Annotated in this window: 27 protein-coding genes; 9 read left to right on the top strand and 18 right to left on the bottom strand. The window is 67.8% G+C overall.

The genetic code is table 11. The features are described from left to right. Positions 1-19: 19 nt before the first annotated feature. Positions 20-1,177 carry a citrate synthase gene (locus AC3A6B_RS02150; RefSeq protein ID WP_487835093.1) on the bottom strand — a complete coding sequence of 386 codons (1,158 nt, stop codon included), beginning with the start codon at positions 1,175-1,177 and terminating at the stop codon, positions 20-22. 101 nt (positions 1,178-1,278) lie between these two features. On the opposite strand from AC3A6B_RS02150, the gene AC3A6B_RS02145 reads away from it, so the two are divergent. The 3 genes from AC3A6B_RS02145 (at position 1,279) to AC3A6B_RS02135 (ending at position 4,279) form a co-directional block, all read left to right on the top strand. After that, a complete protein-coding gene (locus tag AC3A6B_RS02145; RefSeq protein ID WP_487835092.1) occupies positions 1,279-2,232 on the top strand; it encodes a 2-hydroxyacid dehydrogenase in 954 nt (317 codons plus the stop codon). Between the two features lie 62 nt (positions 2,233-2,294). Next, the gene (locus tag AC3A6B_RS02140; RefSeq protein ID WP_487835091.1) at positions 2,295-3,266 is read left to right on the top strand and encodes a Bug family tripartite tricarboxylate transporter substrate binding protein; all 972 of its coding nucleotides are present in this window, start codon (positions 2,295-2,297) and stop codon (positions 3,264-3,266) included. A gap of 35 nt (positions 3,267-3,301) precedes the next feature. Beyond that, positions 3,302-4,279, top strand: coding sequence for a Bug family tripartite tricarboxylate transporter substrate binding protein (locus AC3A6B_RS02135; RefSeq protein WP_487835090.1), 978 nt, complete (start codon positions 3,302-3,304; stop codon positions 4,277-4,279). A 139-nt stretch (positions 4,280-4,418) separates the two neighbouring features. Here the strand turns inward: AC3A6B_RS02135 and AC3A6B_RS02130 are convergent, their stop codons facing one another. The 16 genes from AC3A6B_RS02130 to AC3A6B_RS02055 form a co-directional block, all read right to left on the bottom strand. After that, positions 4,419-4,880, bottom strand: coding sequence for an N-acetyltransferase family protein (locus tag AC3A6B_RS02130; RefSeq protein WP_487835089.1), 462 nt, complete (start codon positions 4,878-4,880; stop codon positions 4,419-4,421). 9 nt (positions 4,881-4,889) lie between these two features. After that, positions 4,890-5,495, bottom strand: coding sequence for a cysteine dioxygenase family protein (locus AC3A6B_RS02125; RefSeq protein WP_487835088.1), 606 nt, complete (start codon positions 5,493-5,495; stop codon positions 4,890-4,892). Between the two features lie 62 nt (positions 5,496-5,557). Beyond that, positions 5,558-5,974, bottom strand: a complete 417-nt coding sequence (locus AC3A6B_RS02120; RefSeq protein WP_487835087.1) for a GFA family protein — start codon at positions 5,972-5,974, stop codon at positions 5,558-5,560. Positions 5,975-6,194: 220 nt separating this feature from the next. Then, the gene (locus tag AC3A6B_RS02115) at positions 6,195-7,157 is read right to left on the bottom strand and encodes a vWA domain-containing protein (protein WP_487835086.1); all 963 of its coding nucleotides are present in this window, start codon (positions 7,155-7,157) and stop codon (positions 6,195-6,197) included. Then, entirely contained in the window at positions 7,154-7,705 is a 552-nt protein-coding gene (locus tag AC3A6B_RS02110; protein WP_487835085.1) for an MxaK protein, read from the bottom strand. Before AC3A6B_RS02110 ends, AC3A6B_RS02115 begins: the two co-directional genes overlap by 4 nt. Next, positions 7,702-8,694 (bottom strand): vWA domain-containing protein, encoded by a 993-nt coding sequence (locus AC3A6B_RS02105; protein WP_487835084.1) that lies wholly within the window; start codon positions 8,692-8,694, stop codon positions 7,702-7,704. The genes AC3A6B_RS02110 and AC3A6B_RS02105 overlap by 4 nt, the downstream gene beginning before the upstream one ends. Then, positions 8,694-9,563, bottom strand: a complete 870-nt coding sequence (locus tag AC3A6B_RS02100) for a calcium incorporation protein MxaA (RefSeq protein WP_487835241.1) — start codon at positions 9,561-9,563, stop codon at positions 8,694-8,696. The genes AC3A6B_RS02105 and AC3A6B_RS02100 overlap by 1 nt, the downstream gene beginning before the upstream one ends. 14 nt (positions 9,564-9,577) lie before the next feature. Beyond that, complete coding sequence (locus AC3A6B_RS02095; protein WP_487835083.1) at positions 9,578-10,450, bottom strand: DUF58 domain-containing protein; 873 nt, start codon at positions 10,448-10,450, stop codon at positions 9,578-9,580. Between the two features lie 18 nt (positions 10,451-10,468). Next, positions 10,469-11,488: an AAA family ATPase gene (locus tag AC3A6B_RS02090; protein ID WP_487835082.1), complete on the bottom strand. Its 1,020-nt coding sequence runs from the start codon at positions 11,486-11,488 to the stop codon at positions 10,469-10,471. 21 nt (positions 11,489-11,509) lie between these two features. Continuing rightward, positions 11,510-12,019, bottom strand: a complete 510-nt coding sequence (locus AC3A6B_RS02085) for an SRPBCC family protein (RefSeq protein ID WP_487835081.1) — start codon at positions 12,017-12,019, stop codon at positions 11,510-11,512. A gap of 78 nt (positions 12,020-12,097) precedes the next feature. Then, positions 12,098-13,081, bottom strand: a complete 984-nt coding sequence (locus tag AC3A6B_RS02080) for a YVTN family beta-propeller repeat protein (protein WP_487835080.1) — start codon at positions 13,079-13,081, stop codon at positions 12,098-12,100. Positions 13,082-13,105: 24 nt separating this feature from the next. Continuing rightward, positions 13,106-13,474: a hypothetical protein gene (locus AC3A6B_RS02075; protein WP_487835079.1), complete on the bottom strand. Its 369-nt coding sequence runs from the start codon at positions 13,472-13,474 to the stop codon at positions 13,106-13,108. 31 nt (positions 13,475-13,505) lie between these two features. Further along, a complete protein-coding gene (locus tag AC3A6B_RS02070; protein WP_487835078.1) occupies positions 13,506-14,189 on the bottom strand; it encodes a hypothetical protein in 684 nt (227 codons plus the stop codon). Between the two features lie 10 nt (positions 14,190-14,199). Continuing rightward, complete coding sequence (locus tag AC3A6B_RS02065) at positions 14,200-15,090, bottom strand: substrate-binding domain-containing protein (RefSeq protein WP_487835077.1); 891 nt, start codon at positions 15,088-15,090, stop codon at positions 14,200-14,202. Continuing rightward, positions 15,087-15,491 carry a c-type cytochrome gene (locus AC3A6B_RS02060; protein WP_126837773.1) on the bottom strand — a complete coding sequence of 135 codons (405 nt, stop codon included), beginning with the start codon at positions 15,489-15,491 and terminating at the stop codon, positions 15,087-15,089. The genes AC3A6B_RS02065 and AC3A6B_RS02060 overlap by 4 nt, the downstream gene beginning before the upstream one ends. A 104-nt stretch (positions 15,492-15,595) precedes the next feature. Continuing rightward, positions 15,596-17,371, bottom strand: a complete 1,776-nt coding sequence (locus tag AC3A6B_RS02055) for a methanol/ethanol family PQQ-dependent dehydrogenase (protein ID WP_487835240.1) — start codon at positions 17,369-17,371, stop codon at positions 15,596-15,598. 507 nt (positions 17,372-17,878) lie between these two features. On the opposite strand from AC3A6B_RS02055, the gene AC3A6B_RS02050 reads away from it, so the two are divergent. The 6 genes from AC3A6B_RS02050 to AC3A6B_RS02025 are packed head-to-tail and all read left to right on the top strand — an operon-like array spanning position 17,879 to position 24,971. Continuing rightward, on the top strand, positions 17,879-18,592 hold the full coding sequence (locus AC3A6B_RS02050) for an ABC transporter ATP-binding protein (RefSeq protein ID WP_126837775.1): 714 nt from the start codon (positions 17,879-17,881) through the stop codon (positions 18,590-18,592). A gap of 38 nt (positions 18,593-18,630) precedes the next feature. After that, positions 18,631-19,629 (top strand): PQQ-dependent catabolism-associated beta-propeller protein, encoded by a 999-nt coding sequence (locus tag AC3A6B_RS02045; protein WP_487835076.1) that lies wholly within the window; start codon positions 18,631-18,633, stop codon positions 19,627-19,629. Then, positions 19,626-20,804 carry a type 1 periplasmic-binding domain-containing protein gene (locus tag AC3A6B_RS02040; RefSeq protein WP_487835075.1) on the top strand — a complete coding sequence of 393 codons (1,179 nt, stop codon included), beginning with the start codon at positions 19,626-19,628 and terminating at the stop codon, positions 20,802-20,804. The genes AC3A6B_RS02045 and AC3A6B_RS02040 overlap by 4 nt, the downstream gene beginning before the upstream one ends. After that, on the top strand, positions 20,786-21,664 hold the full coding sequence (locus AC3A6B_RS02035) for an ABC transporter permease (protein WP_487835074.1): 879 nt from the start codon (positions 20,786-20,788) through the stop codon (positions 21,662-21,664). The genes AC3A6B_RS02040 and AC3A6B_RS02035 overlap by 19 nt, the downstream gene beginning before the upstream one ends. Next, the gene (locus AC3A6B_RS02030) at positions 21,661-22,671 is read left to right on the top strand and encodes a tripartite tricarboxylate transporter substrate binding protein (RefSeq protein WP_487835073.1); all 1,011 of its coding nucleotides are present in this window, start codon (positions 21,661-21,663) and stop codon (positions 22,669-22,671) included. Before AC3A6B_RS02035 ends, AC3A6B_RS02030 begins: the two co-directional genes overlap by 4 nt. A 14-nt stretch (positions 22,672-22,685) precedes the next feature. Next, positions 22,686-24,971 carry a TonB-dependent receptor gene (locus AC3A6B_RS02025; RefSeq protein WP_487835072.1) on the top strand — a complete coding sequence of 762 codons (2,286 nt, stop codon included), beginning with the start codon at positions 22,686-22,688 and terminating at the stop codon, positions 24,969-24,971. Between the two features lie 3 nt (positions 24,972-24,974). Here AC3A6B_RS02025 and AC3A6B_RS02020 read toward each other — a convergent pair whose 3' ends face one another. Beyond that, the gene (locus AC3A6B_RS02020) at positions 24,975-25,949 is read right to left on the bottom strand and encodes a LysR family transcriptional regulator (protein ID WP_487835071.1); all 975 of its coding nucleotides are present in this window, start codon (positions 25,947-25,949) and stop codon (positions 24,975-24,977) included. Between the last annotated feature and the right edge of the window lie 52 nt (positions 25,950-26,001).

Below are 26,001 nucleotides of genomic sequence, written 5' to 3'. Positions count from 1 at the left end.
AGGTCCGCGCACACGTCTGCTAGGCGCGGTCATGCGGTTCGGGCGTCGGGCCCACATAGCGCCCGCGTGGGCGGATGACTTGCGCCACGCCCAGTTGCTCCAGACTGTGCGCCAACAGCCCGACGCTCCGCGCCGTTGAGAACAGGCCAAAGGCCGCATCGGCAGGAAGTCGATTGTGAGCGACCAGGGCGGCCAGAGCGACGTCGATGTTGGGCTGCAACCCGGTCAGCTTGGTCGCCTTGTCGATGAAGCGCGCGATCACCTTGGGGGGCTCGAACAAGGCCAACAATGCGGCCGCACGCGGATCGCCGTCGGGATAGAGGTGATGGCCAAATCCTGCCAGCGACAAGCCGTTCGACAGGTAGTGGGCCAGCACCTGGTCATCACCCAGTCGTTCCACCTCGCTGAACAGTGCCCGGACGCGGCCCGAGGCATCGCCATGCAAGGGGCCGGAGAGGGTGGTCAAGCCGGCCAGGAGGCATGCCGGCAACGAGGCGCCTGTCGAAGCGGCAATGCGCGCGACAAAGGCTGAACTGGTCAGCTCGTGATCGGCCAGCAACACCATGGCCGTGCGCAGCAAATCAGCTACCTTGGAAGATTGCTTCCACCCTTTCGCAAGGCGCAGATGCAATGGTTCGCGCCCTGGCGAGGCGCCGAACGCATTGGCCAACTGACCCACCAGGCTCTGGCCCTCGGCGTGCAGCACCCGGGTCAGACGTCCACCGGTGGAATGCCCAGCGGCCGCCATGCTGGCCAAGGCCGCGAAGGCCGCGTCTCGCCCAGGCTTGCCGGAGCGCATGGGCGTCAAGGAAGAGAAATCGACGGCGTGCTCGGCGCCCCACAACAGCTGAGCCGCCTCTTCCACTGTGGCCGTCCGGGCCACGCTCACGGCATCCCGACCGCGGTAGTACAGGCGCCCGCGAGAAAACGCACAAAGGGCGGTTGGAATGCTGGGCTCCGAACCGAACAAGGTATTGGCGGCCAGCGTCTCGTGCTTGCGGCCGGCCTGTTTGCGCCTGGCCAAGCCCGCAACGTCCTCGGCGCGGTAGAGGCTGCGCCGCGTATCGGCCGGGTCGGGCATGACCTCCAGCTTGCCGCGGCTCACGTAGGCGTAGATCGTCTGAGGTTGCACACCCAGAAGGCTGCACGCCTCGTTCATTGAAATCCAGGAAGCCATGGCGATGCCGTCAGAGTCAATCTATATTGATTATATAGATCAATATTGACCGACATGTCAATCCATTACTAGCATGCGTCCACCGTGAATGCCCCAGCGATATGAAACCCCAAGTCCTTCAACTCAATCCGATCCTGATTCCCGCGGTCAACGACAAGCTCGCGTCGCTCTACGTCGTCCACAAGCACTTCGAGATCCCCGATCCGCAGGCCTGGCTGCGTGAACATGGCGCGTCGATCGACGCCGTGATCACCGGCGGGCACACCGGCATTTCGCGAACCATGCTGGAGCAGTTGCCTGGCCTGAAAGTGGTGGCCGTCAACGGCGTCGGCACCGACGCCGTGGATCTGGCGTACTGCCGGGATCGTGGCCTGCCTGTCACCGCGACACTGGGTGCGCTGACGGAAGACGTGGCCGATCTGGCCATCGGCTTGCTGATCGCGGCTTGCCGAAACCTGTGCGCCGGCGACCGTTTCGTGCGGGATGGCCAGTGGGAGCTTCGTCCCCAGCCCAGCGCCATTCCGCTCGCCCGCCGGTTCAGCGGCATGCGCGTCGGCATCGTCGGAATGGGCCGGGTGGGCCGCGCCGTCGCGGTGCGGGCGGCCGCCTTCGGTTGCCCCATTCGCTACACCGACCTGCGCGCCATGGACGACGTCGCGCACCGCTTCATACCGAGCCTGGTGGATCTGGCGCGCGAGTCGGACGCGCTGGTGCTGTGTGCAGCCGCGGACCAGGCCGAAGGAATAGTCGACGCGCCCGTGCTCGACGCGCTGGGACCGCACGGCTTCCTGGTCAACGTTGCCCGCGGCCGACTCGTCAACGAAGCCGACCTCACACAAGCGCTGGCCACCGGCCGCATTGCGGGTGCGGGCCTGGACGTGTTCGTCGACGAACCGCGCGTGCCGCTTGCGCTGCGCCAGTCCGACAGCGCGACCCTGCAGGCCCACCGCGCCAGCGCCACCTGGGAGACCCGCACCGCCATGGCGGAGATGGTGCTGGCCAGCGTTGCCCAGGCCCTGGCAGGCGAGCGCCCGGCAATGAGCCTGACCACTTGAGCCCCTGCGTTCGACGCAGCGACCGCACCTGACCCCTAAGACCCATAAAAGGAGACACGCCCTTGTGCACCCGACGCCTTGCAATCGCCCTGGCCCTCGCGCTCTGCGCCATCCACGCGCCGACCTTCGCGCAGACCTATCCTTCCCGCCCCGTGACGCTGGTGGTTCCGTTCCCGCCGGGCGGCGGGACCGACACCGGCGGCCGCGTCATCGCCGAGCAGTTGAGCCGGCGCTGGAGCCAGCCTGTCGTCGTGGAGAACAGGGGTGGTGCCGCCGGGCAGATCGGCGCCGACTTCGTCGCCAAGTCCAGGCCGGACGGCTACACGCTGCTGCTGGGCAACATCGGTACGCAGGCGATCAATCCCTTGCTGTATCCGAAGCTGCCCTACGACGCCGACAAGGCCTTTGCCCCGGTCTCCCTGGTGGCCGAGCTGCCGCTGGCCATGATGGTCAATCCGTCGATCCCGGCCAAGACGGCGGCCGACTTCGTAGCGCTGGCCAAGTCCAAGCCGGGCCAGATGAGCTACAGCAGTTCGGGCGCCGGCGGCGCCCCGCACCTGGCGGCCGAAATGTTCAAGGACCAGACCGGCTCCTTCATCCTGCATGTGCCCTACCGCGGCGGCGGTCCGGCCATCGCGGATCTGCTCGCGGGCCATGTGCAGCTGTCGTTCATGACAGTGCTGGAGGCCTCCGGCCACATCAAGGCGGGCAAGCTGCGTGCGCTGGCCGTGACCGGCGACAAGCGCGTGCCGGCGTTTCCCGAAGTCCCCACGCTCGCGGAAAGCGTGATCCCCGGCTTCAACGCGATCTCGTGGATCGGCCTGCTGGCGCCGGCGGGCACGCCGCAGGACGTCGTGGACAAGATCGCCTCCGACCTGCGCGCCGTGCTGGCCGACGAAGCGGTCAAGGCACGCTTCGTGGGCCTGGGCGGCGTGCCGCGCGCCACCTCGCCGCAGGAGTTCGCCAAGCTGATCGCCGACGACAAGGGCCGCTACGCCCAGATCATCCGCAGCCGCAAGATCACGCTCGAGTGAGCGCAGACATGACAACCACCCTGAAGGAGACTTCCATGCAACTCACATCCCTGATCAAGATCCTTGCAGCCTCGGCGGCCCTGGCCGCGGTGCCGGCCGTGACATCGGCCGAGGCGGCTTACCCGGCCCGCGCCATCAAGATCATCGTGCCCGCCCCGCCGGGCGGCGCGATCGACATGATTGCCCGCGTCGTCGGAGACAAGCTCGCGGTGTCGATGGGTCAACCGGTGATCGTCGACAACAGACCCGGTGCATCCAACAACCTCGGCACGGACGTCCTCGCGAAGTCGGCGGCTGATGGCTACACGATCGGCATCGTGGGCGGCAGCCACAATACCAACAAGTTCCTGTTCAAGAACCTCGGCTGGGACCCTTCGACGAGCTTCGAGCCCATCGTCTACACCCACGAGGTTCCGCTGGTGTTCGCCATCTACCCACAGCTTCCGGCCAAGACGCTGCCCGAGTTCGTGGCCTGGATGAAGGCCCATCCGGACGAGGCCAAGGTCGCGACCTCCGGCCGCGGCAGTGCGCAGGAAATGGCGGCCGAGATGTTCCGCATGGCGAGCGGCGCGCCGATGCTGTTGGTCCCGTACAAGGGTTCATCCGCCGCGCACCCGGATCTGCTGGCCGGACGTACCGCGCTCTTCATCGACACCATCAGTGCCATCCTGCCGCAGGTGAAGGCCGGCAATGCGCGGGCTGTTGCAGTGTCGACGCGCAAGCGGACCAAGTCCCTGCCGGACGTGCCCACCGCGGACGAACAGGGATTCAAGGGCTACGACGCCAATACGAATGGCGGTTTCCTGGCGCCGGCCGGCACGCCCAAGGCGATCATCGCCAGGCTGAATGCCGAGATCAACGCGGCGCTGAAGCTGCCTGATGTGCGGACCAAGCTGGAGGCTGCCGGCATAGAGATACAGGGCGGAACGCCGCAGGAGTACGCTGCGCTGATCAAGTCCGACCTTGTCAAGTGGGGCAAGGTGGTCAAGGAGGCGGGGATCCAACAGGAGTGAGCCCGGTGGGATTGCGAAGCCTGCTCCTGCTGCAGATAAAGAGCACGCGGCGCATGGGTGGCGTCTGGATGGGAATGGGTAGAGCAGGAACTCTGGCAGACCGTCGACCGTCCGGTCCTGGCCCGGGAGCCGCCTTCCTTCATGAAGGGTTCTCCGGAAAGCGGTGATACATGAAGAATTTGTCGTCCTGCTTCCAGCCTCGCTCCTCGTAGAGCTTCTGGGCCGAAGCGTTGCCACGCGCGACATTCAGCGTCACGCGGGAAGATCCAAGCGACCAGGCGTATGACTCGATGGCCGAGAGCAGCTTGGACGCCAGGCCTTTGCGGCGCGCCGACTGATGGACGAAGAGGTCATTCACGACAAAGACCCGAGAGAGCGAGACGGAGGAAAAACTCGGATAGAGCTGAGCAAATCCCACAGCCGCTGCGCCTGCATAGCAGATGAAAAGAACCGACTCTCCGTGATCGAACCTTTCGCGCAGAAACGAACCTGCGGCTGCCACATCGCTTGCCTGCCCCTGGAACTGGCGGTACTGGTCAAAGAGCGTAGCGAGTTCCTCCAGATCGGCCAGAACGGCTTGGCGCACGGAAGTCGAGTTCATGTCGCGCCTTCAGCTTTCGTTGTGCGCAACCTGCATGCGGGTGCGCGTGCGCGCAGCGACGTCGTAGATATTGAAGTCGTTCATCGTGCGTCCGTACAGGTGCAAACTGACAGCGCGGGGACGCTCGAGCGGGACACCCGTGATGTGAATGTGATCCGGATTCGGTACAAAGCTCGTTACTGCACCGCGGCCGAGCAGAAGGATCCCGCCACGCACAAGATCGATATCGCGGTCGATGCCGCTTTCAGGCGAAACGCGCACGTAGCTTCGTTCTTCGAGCACGCCTTCGACCACGCCAACGACACCCCAGCTGCCATGGTCGTGCACCGGCGTCCATTGGCCCGGGCGCCAAACCAGGGCATAGAGGGACAAACCGTGGTCCGGAATGTCACGGATGAGGTTGCGCGTATAGCCGCCGGCATCGCTTCTGTAGTGCTGCGGCTGCAGGAAGCCGTCGGCTTCCTCGATCAGTTCCAGCATCAGAGGAGCAAGATGGAGGACGCAATCGGCGGCTTCCGAATGCGTGCGGCTCAACGCCGCGGCTTGAGAGATGAAGCGATCCAAGGCGGATGAGGTCATGGAAATTTCGTCGAACGAAGCGACTGCAAGTTTCAATCGGCCGATTCTGCGACGTCTGCGAGACGAGGCCGGACGTGATCGGGTCTCCATCATCAGCCTTAAAACCTTGAACGGTCGTCCCGGGCGCCTTTCGGTTTCGCAAAAATGGCTTTCGCAGCCTCTTCCCAGTTCATGCCGTCGAATTTGCGAACCTCGATCGACGAGAGATCCAGTGCATCGATGCATCGTAGGTTGACCGCCCATCGAGCCGGGTCCAGCCGCGGCCGAGTGAAGGGCGAGATGCCGCAATGCCTGCAGGAGTAGTGCTTGGCGGTCAACGTTCCGAACTGGTACAGGGTCAGATCCTGTTCGCCTGAAACAATACGCAGGGTCTTGTCTGACGCGCCATGCCACAGCGCACCCTTGCGACGACAAAGGGAGCAATTGCATTCCATGGCGTATGTGACCGTGGCTTGCAGTTCGAACCTGACTCTTCCGCAGTGACAACTGCCCGAGTAAGTCTGGTGATCTGTCATGGCTGTACCCCGCTTGGTTCGCCATCATGCCATCCAGCGTCCAGCGAAGCGGCGCAGCATGGGCTCGTCGGTGAGGAACGGCACACGACCTCCGCGTGCGCGTAGATCGAGAACACGGCCTCGATGTCTTCAGGCTTGGCAAGTCGGCGCATCAAGGAGTCCTTGGGAACGACGGGAATGGAGGGCAGCAAGTATGCCCACCGCAGGGACAGCAACTGCGTTAGAGAGGTCCAGCGGGACTCTGTACGGCGTGGCCTTGGCGCACGCGCAGCCCCATCGGCCGCCAGCCATGCAGCAGCCCGAGATCCGGCGCGAAGCGCCAGGCCAGCAGCAGCAGGGCGAGCAGCGCCGGGATCCAGCGCAGGTCGGTGTCTGCCGCCTGGTATTGCGCAAAGCGGCGGTCCAGCATGGCGGCCTTCAGCGCGTTCGGCGTGTCGAGGCGCAGGTAGTTCACGCCGACCAGCTTGGCCAGCGATCGCAGATGGTCCTCGCGCAACTCGGACAGATGCTCGTGGTTCTGCGTGCCGCCGATGGCGGAGCCTTGCACCACGTCTTGCGGCTGCCAGTAGCCGGCCGGCCGGCCGCTGCTGCCGGTCTTCGGAATCGGCACCGGCACATCGCCGCCGACGCCGACCAGCCAGCCCTTCACCTCGCCGGGCGTGATGTCGACCATCGGCAGCGTGTCGTTGGCCCGCAGCGGCGGCGCCTCCTGCCCGTCGCTGATGAAGACGAAGCTGGTGTGGGGGCCGATGCTCCTGGCGCCGCGCACGGCCCAGGTCACGCCCTTGCCGACGTTGCTGGCGTTGGCCCAGCGCATGCGGGCATCGATGCGTTCGAGCGAGGCGAGCAGCTCTTCGTAGTGGCTGCAGACCTCGATCGGCGCAAGGATCACCAGCGAGCGGTAGTCGGCGAACACGCTCCAGCCCACCTTGGAGCCGCAAGGCAAGGCCGCCAGCACGTCGCGCATGGCGGCGCGCGCCAGCGTCAGGCGGCTGGCCGCGGCGTGGTTCAGCTCCACGTCCTCGACGTTCATGCTCTGCGTGATGTCGAAGCTGACCTGCCACTCGAACACCGGGCGCTGCAGCTGCACGCGCGGCGGCCAGACCGCCAGTGCGAGCAACAGCAAGGCCGCCAACAGCGGCCAGCTGCCGCTGCTGCCGATGCGCCGCCAGGCGGCGTTCACGGCAGGTCTCCGGCGACGAACCCCGGGATCCGGACCCGGCGCTGCTCGACCGACTGCTGCTGCTCGGCGGAGAAAGCCTCCTGCTCTTCCGGCGCGAGGCGCAGCGCGCGCTCCAGGTTGTAGCGCGCATCCCAGTCCTGCGGCGCCACGCGCAGCAGGTCGCGCAAGCGCTGCTTGCCCAGCTCGAACAGCGGCACGGCGCCGGCCTCCTGTGCCAGGCCTTGCCGCAGGTACATGTTGGCCAGATTGAACAGCGCCTGCTGCGCGACGGCATCGCGTTCGCCGTTCTGGATCAGGCCTGCGTAGCCTTTGAGCGCGGCTTCGTGATTGCCGGCCTTCGAGAGGGCCAGCGCCTGCGCCAGCTGCAGCTCGCGTGCAGCGCGCAGAGGCAGGGCCGCGGCATCCCTGCTCACCGGCGCGGCCGCGATGCGGGCGATCTCGGCATTGAGGCCGGTCGTCTGGCGCAGGCGCAAGCCGCGCTCCAGCGCTGCGCCTGCGCAGCACAGGCTCAGCACGCCGAAGACCAGGTGAACGGTGCGTCGCTTCATGGCCAGCCTTGCAGCTGCAGCGCGCGGCAGGCGAGCAGGCCGGCGCAGCACAGCATCGCGGCCAGATAGAAGGCACCGCCATGGTCGCGCCGCGGCACCCGCTCGTAGAGGGTCAGGGGAAAATTCTGCTGCCGGTCGATCTCGGCCATCGCGGCGGCCATCGCGTTGGAGTCGTCCACCTGGTACAGCCGATAGGGCGTGCTCAAGGTCTTGAAGAACTCATGCAGCGCCAGTTCCTCGCCGAGGCCGTAGGCGCTTGCCGTCTCGGTGTTGAGGTTGGGCGAGTTCGGGCCGCTGCGCACGTAGATCCAGTACAGGCCGATCTTCTCGCGCGCGAGCGCTGCCCGGATGCGCTGGCGCGTGGCTTCGTCGAGCTGGGCGCCGCCGTCCGAGACGATCAGGATCACGCGGCTTCCCGAATAGCTGCGGTGCTCGAATTCCTCGATGGCAGCCAGCAGCGCGACGCCCATGCGGGTTTCGGGCAGGCCGCGGCCGATCGCGCTGGCGGCGAGCGCGGCCTGCACCGTGTCCGTCTTCTGCGTGAAGGGCACGACGGCGATCGGCACCGTGCTGAAGGTCATGAAGGCGAAGCGGTTGTCGGGCCGCTTGGCGACGAAGTCGCTCAGCAGGTCGCGCACCACCTTGGCCTTGGGCTCCTGCGACATGCGGCCCGCCGTTTGCAGGCCGTTGGTGTGAACCGTGGCATCCATGCTGCTGCTGCGGTCCATCAGGATCAGCACCTCGGCGCCTCGCCCGGTGCGTTGTACCTGCGCGCCCGACTGCCCGGGCCCTGCGAGCCCGAGCACGGCAAGCGCCATGGCTGCGACCGCGAAGCCGCGCCAGAGGAAACCGACGACGCGGCCGACGCGGTCGGCCGGCAGCCAGGCCAGGTACGGGAACGCCAGCGTATCGCTGCGCCTGCGCAAGAGCGGCAGCAGCGCGAGCGGCAGCAAGAGGAGCAGCCAGGGCTGGGCGAAGTCGAAGCGCATCAGTGCCTGTGCCGCTTCTCCGCGTCGCGCAGCGCCCGGCACAACGGCTTGAGCGGGTAGGGGGGATCGGTCTCTGCCGGCCCGGCGCTGCTGGCGAAGAAGCGCCTCGTGGATTCGCGGTAGAAGTCTTCGAGCCGCGCCTGGAGCGGGCGCAGATAGGGCGCCTCGGCCAGCAGCCGCGGCAGGCTGGCGCCGTGCACCACGTGCCCGGCACTCGCGTTCAGCGCGCGATGCACGATGCGCCAGGCCTGCGCGCTCGCCGGGTCGCCGATGCGCTGGAGTTCGCGCCAGGCCTGCGCGAACGGAAGGCGCCGCGCTTCGCGCGCGTTGCGCCAGGCCCACCAGGCGAGCCAGGCCAGCAGCACACCCAGAAGGGCGGCGAGCGACAGGCTCAGTTGCCGTTCGATGGCATCGGTCGGAAGCGCGGCCACCGGGCGATCCGGGCGCAGCGGCTGCAGATCGCCCTGGCCGAACACGTCCGGCGGCGTCAGCGGCGCGATGCTGACCGGCCATGCGGGCAGCGCGAGCGTCGGGCCGTCCGAGGCGGTGGCGATGCTCAGGGCCGGCAGCGCGATGGCACGCAGCGCGCGCGGCGCGTTGACGAGCTGGTAGTCGATGGCGAGCCAGCGCCGACCCCGCGCATCGGTTTCGATCCGCGCTGTCCTGCGCTCCAGCCAGATGTCGACCCGCGCCGCGGCCGGCAGGGCGCCGGGCTGGAGGGGCCGGCCCGCATGCTCGAGCAGCACGCGCTGCGTCAGCACATCGCCCAGCACACGGCCGAAGCTGCGCGGCTGCTCGACGGTGGCGGCGACCGGTTCGGCACTCATCACAAGGCTGGTACTGGCGCCGAGCGCCAGCGCCATCGCCATGGCCCGGACGGCTTTCATGCCGCCGTCTCCATGAAATAGCGGGTAAGGGCTTCGGCGTCGAAGCGGCCGTGCAGATGGAAGGGCGGCATGCCGTGCGCGTCGAACAAGGCCCCGAGTTCGGCGCGACGTGTGGCGACCGCCTCGCGCCATCGCGTGCGCAGCGATTCGCGCATCCACAGGCTGCGTCGCACGCCGGTTTCGGCATCGCTGAGCGCGACCAGCGCGCGCTCGCGCGGCGGCTCGGTTTCGGCCGGGTCCCAGACCACCACCGGGACGACGCAGGCCGGCGCCAGCTGATCGAGCAGCTCGCCGAGGGCAGCGACCGGCCAGTGGAAATCGGAGGCGAGAAACACCAGGCCGCCGCGGCCGACCAGGCGTTCGGTCGTGCGCCGCAGGCCGTCGAGCGCGCTGCCGTGCGGCACCGTGCCCGGCGCCGCACGGCAGTCGCGCAGCATGCGCGCCATCAGGCTGCCGTTGCCGCGGCTGTGGCGTGCGGGCACGAACAGATCCTCGCGCTCGCGCCGGTCGAATGCCAGCAGGCCCACCGAGTCGCCGCTGCGGAATGCGCTGTAGCCCAAGGCCTCGGCGAGATCGGCCACGACGTCGAGCTTGCGCCTCGCGGCGCCGAAATGCATCGAGGCCGAGACGTCCACCACCAGATGCACGGGGATGGCCACGCGCAGCCGGTGGATGCGCACCAGCCAGTCGCCGCGGCCTTCGCGGACGCTGGCGCGCAGGTCGATGCGACGCGGATCGGCATGGTCGAAGAGGCGCCGGTGCGCGGCAAACTCCTGCCCGCTGCCCTGGCTCAGGCCGCGCTGCGCACCCGGGCGCCAGCCGCCGAAGCGGCGCGGCAACTGGTAGTGGAATTCGTCGATGCGCTCCATCGCTGCTGGCTCGGTGTTTCAGGGGGCGGCGATCTTGTCCATGATCTGTGCCACCAGCGCCTCCGACAGCTCGGCCCGGCGCAGCTCGTAGACCGGCGTGAAGAAGATGCGGTGCCCGAGCACCGAGGGCAGCACCGCTGCCAGGTCGGCCGGCTCCAGGTGCGTGCGCCCCTCCAGCCAGGCCACGGTGCGCGCCGCACGCAGCAGCGCGCTCATGCCGCGCGGGCTGGCGCCGGCGAGGATCAGGCGGTCCATGTCGACGCCGTCGAGCCGGATGCCGAATTTCTGCGGCGTTTCGCTGGCTTCCCAAAGGTCGAGCACATAGCGCTCGATGGTCTGGCTGGCGCGCACCGTGCGCTGCACCTGCGCGCCGATGGCGTTGAGCCGGTCCCACGGCAGGATGGCGGACGCCACCTTGTCGATCAGGCCTTCGGTGTCGTGGAAGGCGGTGTCGAACACCAGCGACTGGCGGATGGCGCGGTCGGCGGGCTTGGGCATGTTCAGCTCGAACATGAAGCGGTCGCGCGCCGCCGACGCCAGCTCGAAGGTTTCCTCCCGCTCGACCTTGTTGCGATCGGCGAACACCGTCATGTGCGGGAAGCTGTACTCGCGGTCGAAGGCAGAGACGGTGCGCTCGGCCATGGCGCGCAGCAGCAGCGACTGCACCTGCGGCCGGGCCCGGTTGATCTCGTTGAAGAAGAAGGTGACCAGGCGCTCGCCGTGGCGCAGCAGAGGCCCCGGATCGATGCGCGGCCGCCCCTGGGCATCGACGTAGGTGTGATAGACCAGGTCGCCCGGCATCAGGTCGACCGTGCCCTCGACGCGCTCGAAATCGCCGCCGATGGCGCGCGAGAAGGCGCGCAGCACCGTGGTCTTGCCGACGCCGACATCGCCTTCGAGCAGCACGTGGCCGCGCGCGAACAGCGCGACGTTGATGAGCCGGATCGTCTGCGTCTGCCCGATCACCGCCTTCGCGACCTCGGCTTCGACGCGCAGCGCGAGCTGGCGCCAGTCTTCGAGTTGTTCCTGGGAGGCCATGGTGTCCTTCGGAGGCGCCCGCTACTTCGACTCGATCAGCTTCTTCAGATTGCCGAGCCCGCCGCGGTAGACGCCGGTGACGGCCTTCAGCGCAGCCTCGTCGTTCTGCTCCGGCGGCGGGTTGTTGTTCGGAAAGCCGCGATAGAAGGCGCCGCGCCACTCGACCACCGACTTGCCGCCGTCGGCGACGACCGAGAGCGTGGAGGTGTAGTTCGTCACCGGCAGCGCGCCGCCGTCCTTGGCGCGGTAGCTGTACTTCTTCTGCGCGTCGTCGTAGCTTTCGAGCGTCTCGACGAGCATGCCGCCGTCCTTGAGCTTGAGGCTTCTCACCGAGCCTACGGCGTTGCCCTTGTCGGCCGGACTTTCCGCCACCGCCGGATGCCAGTCCTTCAGCGCATTGAAGTTCTTGATCGCGGCCCAGACGGCATCGGCCGGCGCCTCGATGGCGACTTTTTCCGTCACCTTCTGGCGCGTCGGCCCATGGGCCAGGCTGGAGGCGGATGCGGCGAGAAACGCGGACGCAACGAGCATAGGGAAGGCCCGTCGGCGGGAAGCGTATGTCGGCATGGTGTTTCTGTGATGGGTTGAGAAGAGGTGGCTGCGGAGTCTTCAGGGATCAGCCGGCGCGCCGATGAAGGCGCCGAAGCCGCGGCTGTTCTTGCCCGTGGCGATGGTCTGGAGCTTGCGTCCGCTCTCGGCCTCCAGCACCTGCACGTTGTCGTCCATCCAGTTCACGACATAGACGCGGCCGCCATGCGCGGCGATGCCCTCGGGATAGGCGAAGCCGGGGAGGGTGCGCAGCACCCGCAGCGAATCGGCATCGACCACGCTGACGCTGTCGTCGCGCTGGTTGGTCACGTACAGCAGCGCGCCGCCCTGCGCCAGCGCCGCGCCGTAGGGGGCCTTGCCGACCTTCACGGTCGCGATGACGGCCGGCCAGCGCGTGTCGCGCACGTCGATCACCGAGACGTCGTCGCTTTGCACGTTGAGCGCGTAGAGCCGTGCGCGCGCCGCGTCGTGGAGCAGCGCGAAGGGGTGGCTGCCGACGCGCACGCGCGCCAGCACCCGCCGCGTGGCGGTGTCGATCACGGCCACGCTGTCGTCGTCGCGCTCGGCTACGAACACGGTGGCGCCGTCGGTGTGCGCGGCCACGCCGGCCGGCGCACGGCCCACCGGTATCGAGGCCAGGGGCGGCGCGGCGCCGCTGCCGCGCGCGTCGAACACCAGCAGCCGGCCGGCGTACCAGTCGGCCACGTACAGCTGCCGGCCGTCGCCCGAGATGTCGAGGCCCACCGGGCCGTCTCCGGCCGGGAGCGTGGTCACGACCTTCTGCTGGCGCATGTCGATGACCGAGATGGTCTTGCTGTCGGGGTTGGACACGAAGGCGCGGCCGGCACGGCCGGACGCCACCACGCCAGCCGGCGACCGGCCGACCGCGACCGTGGCCACCACCTGCTGCGACGCAAGATCGATCACCGACACGTCGTGGCTTCCCTGGTTGGTGATGTAGGCGAAGGGCGAGGCCCAGGCCGAGGTGCAGAGCATCGAGGCGGCGATCCATCCGAGGCGCACAGGTGTTGCGGTGCCCGTCATGGTCGTGCGCTTTTCGAGCGCCGTTCAGCGTCCGTCGGCCGGGCCGATGAAGCAGCCCTTTTTCACCTTGGCCTGGAGCGCGCGGTAGCGCTTGATGTCGGCCTGCAGCTTTTCCGAATCGCGGATGTAGCCGCCGCGTTCGCCGCCGATGGTGGTGGCCTTGCTGGCGGTGCTCAGCTGCACGTAGTCCGCGTACTTCACCTCCTTGGCGAGCGCGTCGAGCGCGCACGAGCACTTGTTGATCATCTCGAAGGTGCCGGCGCCGGGATGCGCGGCCATGCACTCCTGCACGTAGAGCACGCGGTCCACGGTGGGGAAGTCGTTCGCGGGCAAGGCGGCGTGCACGGCCATGGGCAGGCCCAGGAAGCACAGAAGGCGGAGCGTGTTCTTCATTGGCATTCGGAAGTTCGTTCGAGGCGGCGCGTCAGCGCGCCGGCGCCTGGGCACCGTCGATGAGGAGTTCCTCGACGAGCAGGGGTTTGGCGGCCAGGCCTTCGCCCTGGATCTGGGTCCGGATGCCATAGATGCCTCCGGGCACGGCGGTCGAGAGCAGGACGCGATAGCTCTTCTTCGCGAACTTTTCATACCTCGGCCGGTTCGGGTCGTCCAGGAAGGGGCTGAACAGGATCTCCTTGCCCTTCACCGCGCGCCCCCGGTAGCGCATCGTCACGTCGCGCACTTCGGCGCCCTGGTAGATCGCCGTGCGCAGGCGCTTGCGGAAATGATTCTCGGAGCCGCCCGTGAGGCGCTTCATCTCGCGCACGTCGTGCTCGAGGAAGTAGAGGATGACGGGGTTGCCTTCGGCTGCCGGCACCTCGGGCACCTGCAGCTTGCGCGCGCCGCTCAGGAATGCGCCCTTGGCATCGCAGCAGCTGCCGTCGGCCTTGGCGCTCAGGGCCACGGTAACGCTGTCGGCGAAAGCATCTTCCAGGCTGCCTGTCCTGCTGAAGGTGTAGCGCAGCAGGGTGGGCGGCTGCAGGGCCTGCAGCTGCGGCGTCATGAACAGCAGGCGCTCCGCGGCCGAGAAGTCGGGCTTGTCGCCCTCGGCTCGAGAGGCCGGGGCAGAGGCGAGCAGGACGCAGAGCGAGGCGGCGATGGCGAAGCGCATTGAAGTCAGCTCAGTTGGTTGGCGCCCCGAACGATGCATCGACCAGCGGGACTCCGTATTCCTTGAGGATCGCCTGGATCTCGGGCGCCTTGGACTCGATCAGCCCCTCGACCTGCTGCTTCCATTCGCGTTCGCCGTAGCGCACGCCCATGGCCATCTGGTAGTCGAGCCGGATTCCTTTTTCGGACTTCAGCGGCACCACGACCAGGGCCGGCGTCTTGACCCGCCGAGCAAAGAATCCGGCAATCGGACCCCAGACGACGACGGCGTCGAGCTTGCCCTCGGCTAGGTCCCGCTCGACGATCTCGCCCGGATACTGCGCCGGGTCGGCGCTCATGAGCTTGTAGGGCACGCCTTGTTCGAGCAGGCCGTGGCGGCTGAGCCATTGCGAGGCCGGCGAGCGGTCGTAGATGCCGATGCGCAGCGACTTCAGCTTGGCCGGATCGAGCTTGAGGAAATCCTCGACCGAGGCCACGTGGTCCATTCCCTTGCCCTTCGGGAAGACCAGCGCGTAGGTCGAGCGGTAGTAGGGCTTGGTGACCGAGACCTCGTCGAGCCCGACGGGCACGCTCATCACGATGTCGCAGGGATAGTCCTGTCCCGGCAGCTTGAAGCGCAGCGTGTTGCGGAAGAAGGCCAGCCGCTGCGGGAACGAGTAGTAGGTGACCGGAAGCCCGAGCGCCTTGCCGAACAGCTCGGCGATCCGGTTCTCGATGCCCTCGCCCTTGGTGTTGGAGAAGGGCATGTTGTTCGGGTCCTGGCACACGCGCAGCGCCTTGCGCGCGGGCGTGTCCTGGGCCATGGCGGGGACCAACGCGCAGCAGCATGCCGCGCCCACGACGCCCGCGCGCAGGCGGGCGCCGAAGGGCCGCGGCCTGCCGGCGGGCTGCCGGCCGGTCATTTGATTTCTTCCACTCGGGCGCGCGTGATCGCGCCGTCGGATCGGCCCTTGAGGTAGGCGTAGAGCTGGTTGATGTTGTCCATCACCGCAGGGTTGTTGCCGAAGCTCTGCATGCCCTTGTCGAGTTTTCCGTCACGCACGATCTTGATGAACTCTTCCTTCTTCAGCGTCTTCAGGCTGTTGATGAGAGAAGGGCCGACCATGCCTTCCTGGTTGGGGCCGTGGCAGCGATCGCAGGCGGCGGAGCGCCAGGCGCGAAATCCCTTCATGGTTTCCGGGTCCACCTTGTAGCCCTCCGTCACCTTGTAGGGCGCCGGGTCTGTCGCGGCGACAGCCATGGTGCAGGCCACGCCCGCGAGCAGAAGAAGGGAAGGCAGCAACGTTGACGAACGAAATTTCATGGCTCCTGGGTCTCCGTTTATCTTTGGGGAATGTAAGAGGGAGAGCCCTCTCATGAGTGCTCTCCCGGTCCGCCCGCGCCCCGCGCATCGCGGCGGCCTGCGGCTCACTTGCTCGGCAGCGCGAACACGGTCAGCGACCCGCCGAGCTCGGTGTACTGGCTCAGCTCCTTGTAGCCGCCGACAGCGCCGAGCCCTTCGGTGCTCTTCTCCGGATCGATGCCTGCCGCCATGCCGATGCCGGCCCAGCCGCCGATGCCCGAGAGCACGCCGATGTACTGCTTGCCCTTGTTCTCATAGGTGAACACGTTGCCGATGATGCCGGACGGGGTCTTGAACTTGAAGAGCTCCTTGGTGATGTCCTTGGCATCGACGCACTTGAGGTAGCCCTCCAGCGTGCCGTAGCAGGAGATTCCGCCCGCGGTGTTCAGCGAGCCGCTCCACACCGAGAACTTCTCGGCCTTGCTCTGCACGATCTTGCCGGTGCCGGCGTCCCAGGTGATGTAGTTGCCCATGCCGCCATGGCTGCCCGGCGTGGGATACATCGAGAGCGTGGCGCCCACGTAGGGCTGGCCGGCCGTGTACTCGACCTTGAACGGCTCGTAGTCCATGCAGACGTGGTTCGTCGGCACGTAGAAGAGCTTGGTGTTGGGATCGTAGGAAGCCGGTTGCTGGTCCTTGCTGCCCAGTGCCGCGGGGCAGATGCCCTTGGTATTGACATCGGCGCCGTTCTTTGCGGTCGAGTACTTGGCCACCACCTGCGGCCGGCCGGTCTTCATGTCGACGTGGGTGGCCCAGTTCACCTTGGGGTCGAATTTCTCGGCCACCAGCAGCGCACCCGTCACGCGGTCCAGCGTGTAGCCGAAGCCGTTGCGGTCGAAGTGCACCAGCGCCTTGGTCGGCTTGCCCTTGACGTTGATGTCCGCCAGGATCATTTCATTGATGCCGTCGAAGTCCCATTCGTCGAACGGCGTCATCTGGTAGACCCAGTTGACCTTGCCCGTGTCCACGTCGCGCGACCAGATGCTCATGGACCACTTGTTGTCGCCGGGGCGCTGCGAGGGGTTCCAGGTGGAGGGATTCCCGGTGCCGTAGTACACCGCGTTGGTGGCCTTGTCGTAGCTGTACCAGCCCCAGGTGGTGCCGCCGCCGATCTTCCACTGGTCGCCCTGCCAGGTTTTCAGCGAAGAGTCCTTGCCGACCGGCGCAAGCTTGCCGTCGGTCCAGGTCATGGTCTTCGCCGGGTCCATCAGCATCTCTTCGTCCGGCCCGGTGCTGTAGCCCTTCCAGGCCAGCTTGCCGTCCTTGATGTTGTAGGCCGCCAGGAAGCCGCGCACGCCGAACTCGCCGCCGCTGATGCCGGTGATGACCTTGTCCTTGAAGACATGGGGCGCATTGGTGTTGGTGGCGCCGACCTTCGGATCGCCGTTCTTCACCGACCACACCACCTTGCCGGTCTTGGCGTCGAGCGCGACCAGGGTGGTGTCGGCCTGCTGCAGGAAGACCTTGCCCTCGGCATAGGCCAGGCCGCGGTTCACCGTGTCGCAGCACATGACCGCGATCACCGACTGATCCTGCTTCGGCTCGTACTTCCACAGGATCTTCTGTGTATCCACATCGAGCGCGAACACCTTGTTCGGGAACGGCGAATGCAGGTACATCGTGCCGTCGACCACCAGGGGCGAGCCCTCGTGGCCGCGCAGCACGCCGGTGGAGAAGGTCCATGCAACCTGCAGCTTGCCGACGTTGCTCTTGGTGATCTGGTTCAACTTGCTGTAGCGCTGGTTGAACATGTCGCCCGATTGCATCGCCCAGTTCTTCGAGTTGGCGACGTTCTTCTCTACATCGGCATTGGCAAGCGCCAAGGCCGGAAGAGCCAGCATCGCGACGCCGACATGCCGTACGAGACGGCCGACGATCTGCCTGGAAAATTTCATAAATGTCTCCTCACATTTGACAGTGGGTATCGAACACGAATTGGCAGCAGCCTTCGGATCTATTCGATCGGTTTGGCGAAGGCTGCGGACCGCAACATCCATGCCCACCATGGCGCCACGCAGTCGCCGAGCTCGCCGATGCCGCTTCGATCGGCAGGGGACGCGGTCTCTCCGGCAGATGCCGTTCTTGGAGGGCTGCGAGACGGCGATCGAACCTAGGGAAATCCCGGGCGTTCGAGGCCTTCGGCGCGCCGCGTGCGCATCCAAATTTGACGCAAAGTGTCTCGCGCAAAGTACGCATGTCGAGCGCCGAGGGTTTGCACAGGCGCTTGCGCAGGCCAACGTGTAGGACGGATGCCAGTGAAACCCGGCGACGGGCAGAGGCACAGAATTTGCGGATCGTTGGCAAACGGCACATACATTGAGACAGCTCGACGCATCCCTTCGGCCTCCATGCTGCGAACCATCGACTTAACCAAGCGCTATGGCACGCGCACGGCACTGCAGTCGCTGTCCTTGCGCGTGCCTGCCGGCCAGTTCGTGGCGCTGCTGGGGCCCAACGGCGCCGGCAAGTCGACCCTGTTCCAGGTCCTGACCGGCATGTTCGCGGCCGACGAAGGCGAGGTCGAGGTGGCCGGCCATTCGCTGCGGCATGCCGCGACCGCGGCGCTCAGGCACATCGGCGTCGTGTTCCAGCAGATGTCGCTCGATCTCGATCTCAGCATCCGGCGCAACCTGCTGTTCCAGGCCGACCTGCATGGCCTGCCGCGGCGACTGGCGCAGGAGCGCATCGCGTCGGCCTGCGAGCGCTTGAACATCGATGCCGATCTGGACCGCAAGGTGCGCGAGCTGTCGGGCGGCAACCGGCGCAAGGTCGAGCTCGCGCGCGCGGGCCTGCATCGCCCGGCCGTTCTGCTGATGGACGAAGCCACGGTCGGGCTCGATCCGAAATCGCGCCAGGACCTGCTGGCCGCCTTGCGCGCGGACGTGCGCGAACGCGGAGTGTGCGTGCTGTGGGCGACGCACCGGGTGGACGAAGCTGAGCAGGCCGACCGCGTGCTTGTGCTGCACAAGGGGGCTCTGCTGGCGGACGGCACCCCGGCGCAGGTGGGCCGGCTGCTCGGCGGCGACACGCTGGAGGAGGGCTTCATCGCGCGCACTACTTGAAACGAGAGAACCCCGAAAAACAAGAGATGGAGACATGCATGACCAGAACTTCCCTTCCGATCCTGTGCACGCGGCTTCGCGCCGCCGCCGTCGGCGCGCTGGCGCTGGCAGCCGCGAGCCAGGCCGTGCTGGCGCAGGGCGCCGCCTATGTGTCGAGCGAGAAAGACAACGCGTTGACGGTGATCGACCTGGCAACGCTCGCTGTGAGGGGCACGATCCCCACCTGCAAGCGCGCGCGCCATCTCCAGCTGACGCCCGAGCGCCAGCTGATGGTCGCCTGCACCGACTCGAACGAGGCCGACCTGATCGATCCTGCCAGCGGCAAGTCGGTGCGCCGCATCCCGCTGGGCGACGAGCCCGAGGCCTTCGATCTGTCCCCCGACGGCAAGGTCATCTATGTCTCCAACGAGGACGCGGGCGAGGCCAGCTTCATCGACGCGGCCAGCGGCAAGAAGCTGCGCGCCGTGAAGGTGGGCGCGGAGCCGGAAGGCGTCAAGGTGAGTGCCGACGGCAAGACCCTGTACGTCACCTCGGAGGTCGCGAGCCTGGTGCATGTGATCGACACCGCCAGCGGCAAGGTCGTCAAGAACATCCGGGTCGGCAAGCGGCCGCGGCGCATGGCGATCACGCCCGACGGCAAGGAGCTGTGGATCACCAACGAGCTGGGCGCCAGCGTCAGCATCGTCTCGACCGCCACCAACGAGGTGATCGACACCGTGAAGTTCGAGCTCAAGGGCGCGCGCGCCGAGGACATCACGCCGGTGGGGATCCAGATGACGAAGGACGGGCGGCGGGCTTTCGTCGGGCTCGGGCGCGCGAACCACGTCGCTTTCGTCGACGTGGCCAGCCGCAAGGTCGGCTCGCTGGTGCTGGTCGGCAAACGGGCCTGGAACGTCACGCTCGACAAGGCGGAGGCGCGGCTCTACGTGGTCAACGGGCTGAGCGACGACGTGACGGTGGTCGACGTGGCCGGCGCCAAGGCGATCAAGAGCGTGCCGGTCGGACGCGTGCCCTATGGACTCGTGATCGTGGAATGAGGAAGCGCACACCGCTTTCCCGACTCTCGCTCGCGTGGCTGGCGGCGACTCTCGCCGTGCCTGCACCGGCGGCCGCGGCGGTGCTCAAGGCCACCCTGATCACGCCGGCGGACGATGCCCGCATGGAGCGTTCGCGCATCGACCGCGCCTACCTCGGGCATCCGGGCGGCCCGCTCGGGGAGGGCCTGGAGCTGGCCGTCGACGAGGCCAGGTTCGAGCTGGAGGCCGCAGGCGCGGAGGTGGCGCTGGCCAGCGCGCCGGCCGCTTCGATCGATGCGGCGCGCGCGGCGGCCGTGGCGGCCGAGAAGAACGGCGCAGCGGTGCTCTTGACCGACCTGCCTGCCGAATGGACGCTGGCGGTGGCCGACGCGGTGAAGCTGCCGGTGCTGAACCTGAGCGACGCGTCCGACCGCTTGCGCCAGCAGGATTGCCGCGCCCGTCTGTTCCACCTGATTCCGAGCGAGCGCATGCGCAGCGATGCGCTGGCCCAGACGCTGGTGTCCCGCAAATGGAGCAAGCTGCTCCTGCTGGTGGGCGGCAGCGCCCAGGATGCCTCGCGTGCGGCCACGACGCAGGCGTCGATCAAGCGCTATGGCCTGCAACTCGTGGGCAGCAAGCCGTTCAAGGTCTCGGCCGACCCGCGCGAGCGCGACCTGGCCAACCCGCTGCTGCTGACTGCGGGCAGCAGCTACGACGCCGTCTGGGTGGTCGACAGCGACGGCGAGTTTGCCCGCACGCTGCCCTATCGCACCGTGCTGCCGCGCCCGGTGGTGGGTGACGGCGGCCTGGTGGCGCTGGCCTGGCACGCGCAGTTCGAGCGCTACGGTGCGCCGCAGGTCGCGCGGCGTTTCGCCAAGGCCGCGAAGCGGCCGATGACGGCGCACGACTGGGCCGCGTGGATGGCCGGCAAGACGCTGACGGCGGCGGCGATCGCTGCGCCCAAAGGCCCGAACGCGGCCTGGGCGCAGGCCTTGGCGAAGAGTGCCCTGGACGGCTCCAAGGGCACCGGCCTGAGCTTCCGCGCCTGGGACGGCCAGCTGCGCCAGCCCATGCTGCTCACCGACGGGCAGGGCGTGATCTCGCAGGCGCCGGCCGAAGGCGTGCTGCATCCGCGCAACGTGCTCGACACGCTGGGCGCGGATGCGCCGGAGAAGCTATGTCCGAACGCGCGCTGAAAACCCCGGAGAGCGCGAGCGTCGAGCCGATGGCACGGCGCGGGCTGGGCCACGCCTTGCAGGCGATGCGCGCCATCGTGCTGCGCGAGCTGTACAAGTTCTCGCAGCAGACCGGGCGGCTGGTGTCGGCGCTGGTGCGGCCGCTGCTGTGGCTGGCCGTGTTCGCCGCCGGCTTTCGCAACGTCTTCGGCGTCGCGATCGTCGAGCCCTACGACACCTACGTTCCGTACGACGTCTACATCGTGCCCGGGCTGGTCGGCATGGTGCTGCTCTTCAACGGCATGCAGTCCTCGCTCGCGATGGTCTACGACCGCGAGATGGGCCTGATGCGCCTGCTGCTCACCGCGCCGCTGCCGCGGCCCTGGCTGCTGTTCTCCAAGCTGTGCGCCACCGCGCTACTGTCGGTGCTGCAGGCGATCGCCTTCGTGGCGGTGGCCGCCCTGATCGGCACCGAGCTGCCGCTGCTGTCGCTCGCCGGCCTGCACGCGCTCGCGGCGCTGGCGGCCGGCGCGCTCATGCTGGGCGCGCTCGGGCTGCTGCTGTCGGTGCACATCAAGCAGCTGGAGAACTTCGCCGGCACGATGAACTTCGTCATCTTCCCGATGTACTTCCTGTCGACCGCGCTCTATCCGCTGTGGAAGCTGCAGGAGTCGGGCGCCGAATGGGTGTACCAGCTGGCGCGCTTCAATCCCTTCACCTACGCGGTGGAGTGGATCCGCTTCGCGCTCTACGGCAAGGACCCGGGTCTCGCGCCTTATGTCGTGCTCGGCTGCCTGGTCGTCTTCTTCGGCCTGGCCTGCTGGGGCTACGACCCGCAGCGCGGCTTCGGCGGGCTGACCAAGCGGGGAGGGGGTTCATGAGCCCGCACGATCGCCTCGATCGGCGCCGCTGGCTTCGCCAGGCCGGCGCGCTGGCGCTGGGCGCGCTGCCGCTGGGCGCGCTGCCGCTGGGCGCCGCGATGGCTTCCACCGAGCCCTTTCCTTCGCGCGCGGTCACGCTGTGGGTGCCGTGGCCGGCCGGCGGCGCGACCGACGTCTCGCTGCGGCTGCTCGCCGAGCTGGCCTCGGTCTGGCTCGGCCAGCCGGTGCTCACCGAGAACCGCGGCGGCGCGGGCGGTACGCTGGCCATGCCGGTGCTGCAGCAGGCGCGGCCCGACGGCTACACCATTGCCCAGATGCCGCAGACGGTTTTTCGCGTGCCGCACACGCAGAAGGTGCTGTGGGACCCGATCCGCGACGTGACGCCGATCATCCAGGTTTCCAGCGTCACCTTCGGCGTGCTGGTGGCGGCCGGCAGTCCCGTCCGTTCGCTCGACGACCTGCTCGCATTCGCACGCGCGCATCCCGGCGAGCTGACCATCGCCACCAACGGCATCGGCACCACGCCGCACATGGTGCTCCAGGAGCTGTTCACCGCCCGCGGCCTGCGCTACATCCACGTGCCTTACAAGGGCACGGCCGAGCAGTTGAACGCGATCGCCGGCGGCCAGGTGATGGCCGGCGTCAATTCCACCGGCTTCGGCCCGGCGGTGGATACGGGCTCGTTGCGGCTGCTGGCGACCTTCGGCGCCGAGCGCTCGAAGCGCTGGCCCGAGGTGCCGGTGCTGCGCGAGCTCGGCTTCGACATCGTGGCCAAGTCGCCCTTCGGCCTGGCGGGCGCGCGCGGCCTGCCGTCCAGGGTGGTGACCGTGCTGCACGATGCCTTCAAGAAGGCCATGTTCGACCAGCGCTTCAAGGACGAGCTGGCGAAGTACGACCAGGAGGTCGACTACCTGGGGCCGCAGGCCTATGCGCAGTCCTGCGGCGAGATCTTCGCGAAGGAGCGCGCCATGGTGGAAAAACTCGGCCTCGGCCGCACCGGCAGCTGAAAGGAATCTTGCGCTTGAGCTTTTCGAACAGGACGACGACCCGCCCGCTGATCGGACTGGCCCTCGCTGTCGCGGCCTGCCCGATGCAAGCGCAGCCGCAGGCGCCGGCGGCCACCATGCCGACCGTGGAGGTGGTCGGGACCATGCCCGTGCCCGGCATCGAGGTGCCCAAGGACCAGATCCCGTCCAACGTGCAAACCGCCGACGACGCGCAGCTGCGCCGCGCGCAGAGCCTGAACCTGCCGGACTTCATGGCCGCCCGCTTGCCGAGCGTCAGCGTCAACGAGATCCAGGGCAACCCCTACCAGCTGGACGTGAACTACCGCGGCTTCAGCGCCAGCCCCTTGCTCGGCACGCCGCAGGGCCTGTCGGTGTACCAGGACGGCGTGCGCATCAACGAACCCTTCGGCGACGTGGTGAACTGGGACCTGATCCCCAAGGCGGCGATCTCCAGCATCACGCTGCTGCCGGGCTCCAACCCCCTGTTCGGCCTCAACACGCTCGGCGGCGCGCTGTCGCTGCAGACCAAGCGCGGCGACACGCATCCCGGCACCGAGCTCGAGCTGCAGGCCGACTCCTTCGGCCGGGTGAGCACCGAGCTCACGCACGGCCGCAAGCTGGGCGAAGACGGGCATCTGTTCCTGGCGCTCGGCGGTCTCAACGAAGACGGCTGGCGCGAGCACTCGCCCTCGCGCGTGCGCCAGCTCTTCGCCAAGGTGGGGCAGGAGCGCGGCAAGCTTTCCTGGGACCTGAGCTTCACCCATGGCGACAACCGGCTGGTGGGCAACGGCCTGCTGCCCGAGTCCATGCTCATGCAGAACCGCAGGCAGGTCTACACGCGGCCCGACCGCACCGACAACCGGATGTCGATGCTGACGCTCAATGCCAGCTACCAGCTGAGCGACCTGCAGACGATCTCGATGACGGCGTACACGCGGCGCTCGCGCTACTCGACGCTCAATGGCGACTTGAACGACGACTTCGATCCGCCCGATGTCGAGGAGTCGGGCGTGGAGAATCGCAGCAATACCCGGCAGCATGGCGAAGGCCTGGCGCTGCAGTCGACGGTCAGCGCGGGCATTCATCGCTTCACCTTTGGCGCCTCCGTCGACCGGGCGCGCACGCGCTTCGCGCAGACCGAGGCCGAAGGCTTGCTCGACGCGACCCGTGCGGTGATCCCGCTGGAAGAAGCAGAGGTCGACGCGCTGCTGGCAGGCAAGAGCCGCACGGCCAGCATCTACTTTTACGACCTGGTGGCGCTCAGGCCCGACCTGCAGCTCAGCCTCTCGGGCCGCTACAACGACACCCGTGTCACGACCCGCGACGAGGGCCGGGCGCTGCTCGGCCTTTCCACGCAGCTCGACGGCGAGGGCCGCTACCGCAAGTTCAATCCTGCCGCCGGCCTCACCTGGCAGGCCACGCCGCGGCTCACGGCCTATGGCGGCTGGAGCCAGGGCAGCCGCGCGCCGAGCCCGATCGAGCTGGGCTGCTCCGACCCGGCGAACGCCTGCGTGCTGCCGAATGCGCTGCAGTCCGATCCTCCGCTCAAGCAGGTGGTGTCGCAGACTTTCGAGACCGGCCTGCGAGGCACCTTGGAGCCCGGCCTGCGCTGGAACGCCTCGGTGTTCCGCACGGTGAACAAGGACGACCTGCTGTTCGTCAGCAGCGGGCTCTCGCGCGGCTACTTCACGAACTTCGGGCGCACCCTGCGTCAGGGCGTGGAACTCGGGCTCGGGCAGCAGGGACAGCAGCTGGACTGGTCCTTGTCGTACAGCTACCTGCGGGCGAGGTACGACTCGCCGGCCTGCCTGGTATCGGAATCGAACAGCAGCGCCGAAACCAGCCCGGCCTGCACCGGCGAAGGCGAGATCGCGGTGCGGCGCGGCGACCGGCTGCCCGGCCTCCCGGCCCACCAGCTCAAGTTCAACTTCGACTGGCGCGTCACGCCGGCCTGGACGCTGGGCGCCCAGTACCGCGCCTACTCGCGGCAGTCGGTGCGCGGCAACGAGAACGGCGCACACGCGCCCGACGGTGTCGATTTCAACGGCAGCGGCCGCCTCGGCGGCTATGCGCTGCTCGATCTCACGACGAGCTGGAAACTGGGCCCGCGCTTCGAGCTCTTCGCCAAGGTGGCGAATGTCTTCGACCGCCGCTATGCCAGCGCCGGCCAGCTCGGCCGCAACGGCTTCGATGCCGGCGGTGCGGTGTTGCCGCCGGATGCATGGCGCAACGAGCAGTTCGTGGCCCCGGGCGCGCCGCGCGCGCTGTGGGTCGGGGTGCGGATGCAGCTTGGCGCCTAGTTCTCAGCCGCGCTGCGCGCTGCGTTTGCGCGCCGGCTTGCGCACCGCCGGCAAGGGGCCGAGCTGCTGCTGGATCTGCGCCTGGCCATGCGTGCGCAGATAGTCCTCGAAGGCCAGCGCGACCTGCGGCAGCTGCCGCGACGCAAGGTGCATGACGTACCAGTCGCGCACGATCGGATTGCCCGGCACGGGCAGCAGGCCGAGCAGGCCGGCGTTCATCTCGAGCACGCAGGTGTGCATCGACAGGAAGGCGATGCCGAAGCCCGCGGCGCACATCTGCTTGATGGCCTCGTTGCTCGACAGCTCGGAGCCGATGCGCAGCGGCAGGCCGTTGTCCTTGAAGAAGCGCTCGACCGTGGTGCGCGTGCCCGACCCGCGCTCGCGCACCAGCATGCGCGTGTCCGAGAGGAGGGCGAGGCTGGGCTTTGGCGCCGACATCAGCGGGTGGCCGGGCGCAGCGAGAAAGGCCATCGGGTGCTTGGCGAAGGCGCTCGAATCGGTCTTCAGCTCGGCGGGCGGGCGGCCCATGATCGCGACGTCGATCTCCTGGCCCGCGAGCATGCGCACGATTTCGTCGCGGTTGCCGACCTGCAGCTTGAGCTTCACCTTCGGATGCTCCTTGGCGAAGTTCACCAGGATGGGCGGCAGCAGGTACTCGGCCGTGGTGATGGCGCCGACGCGCAGCGTTCCGGAGAAGACGCCCTGCAGCGTGGCCATTTCCTCGCCGGCCTCGCGCCACAGGTCGAGGATGCGCCCCGCATAGCCGGCCAGCAGCTCGCCGGCCTCGGTCAGCCGGATGCCGCGGCCGGTGCGCTGCAGGAGCGGCGTGCCGGCGGATTCCTCGAGCGTGCCGATCTGGATCGATACCGCGGGCTGCGTGAGGTGCATCTCGTCGGCTGCCAGCGAGACGCTGCCGAGCCGGGCCACGGCGTGGAAGGTGGCGAGCTGGCGAAAGCTCGCGTGCTTGGAAAGAGGCATCTACTGATATTAGGTTTACGAAATACCAATGTCAAAAGATTTAATTTTTCCT

The organism is Variovorax sp. Soil_C_33, from assembly GCF_057656935.1.
This window is presented reverse-complemented; position numbering and strand designations above follow the sequence as displayed.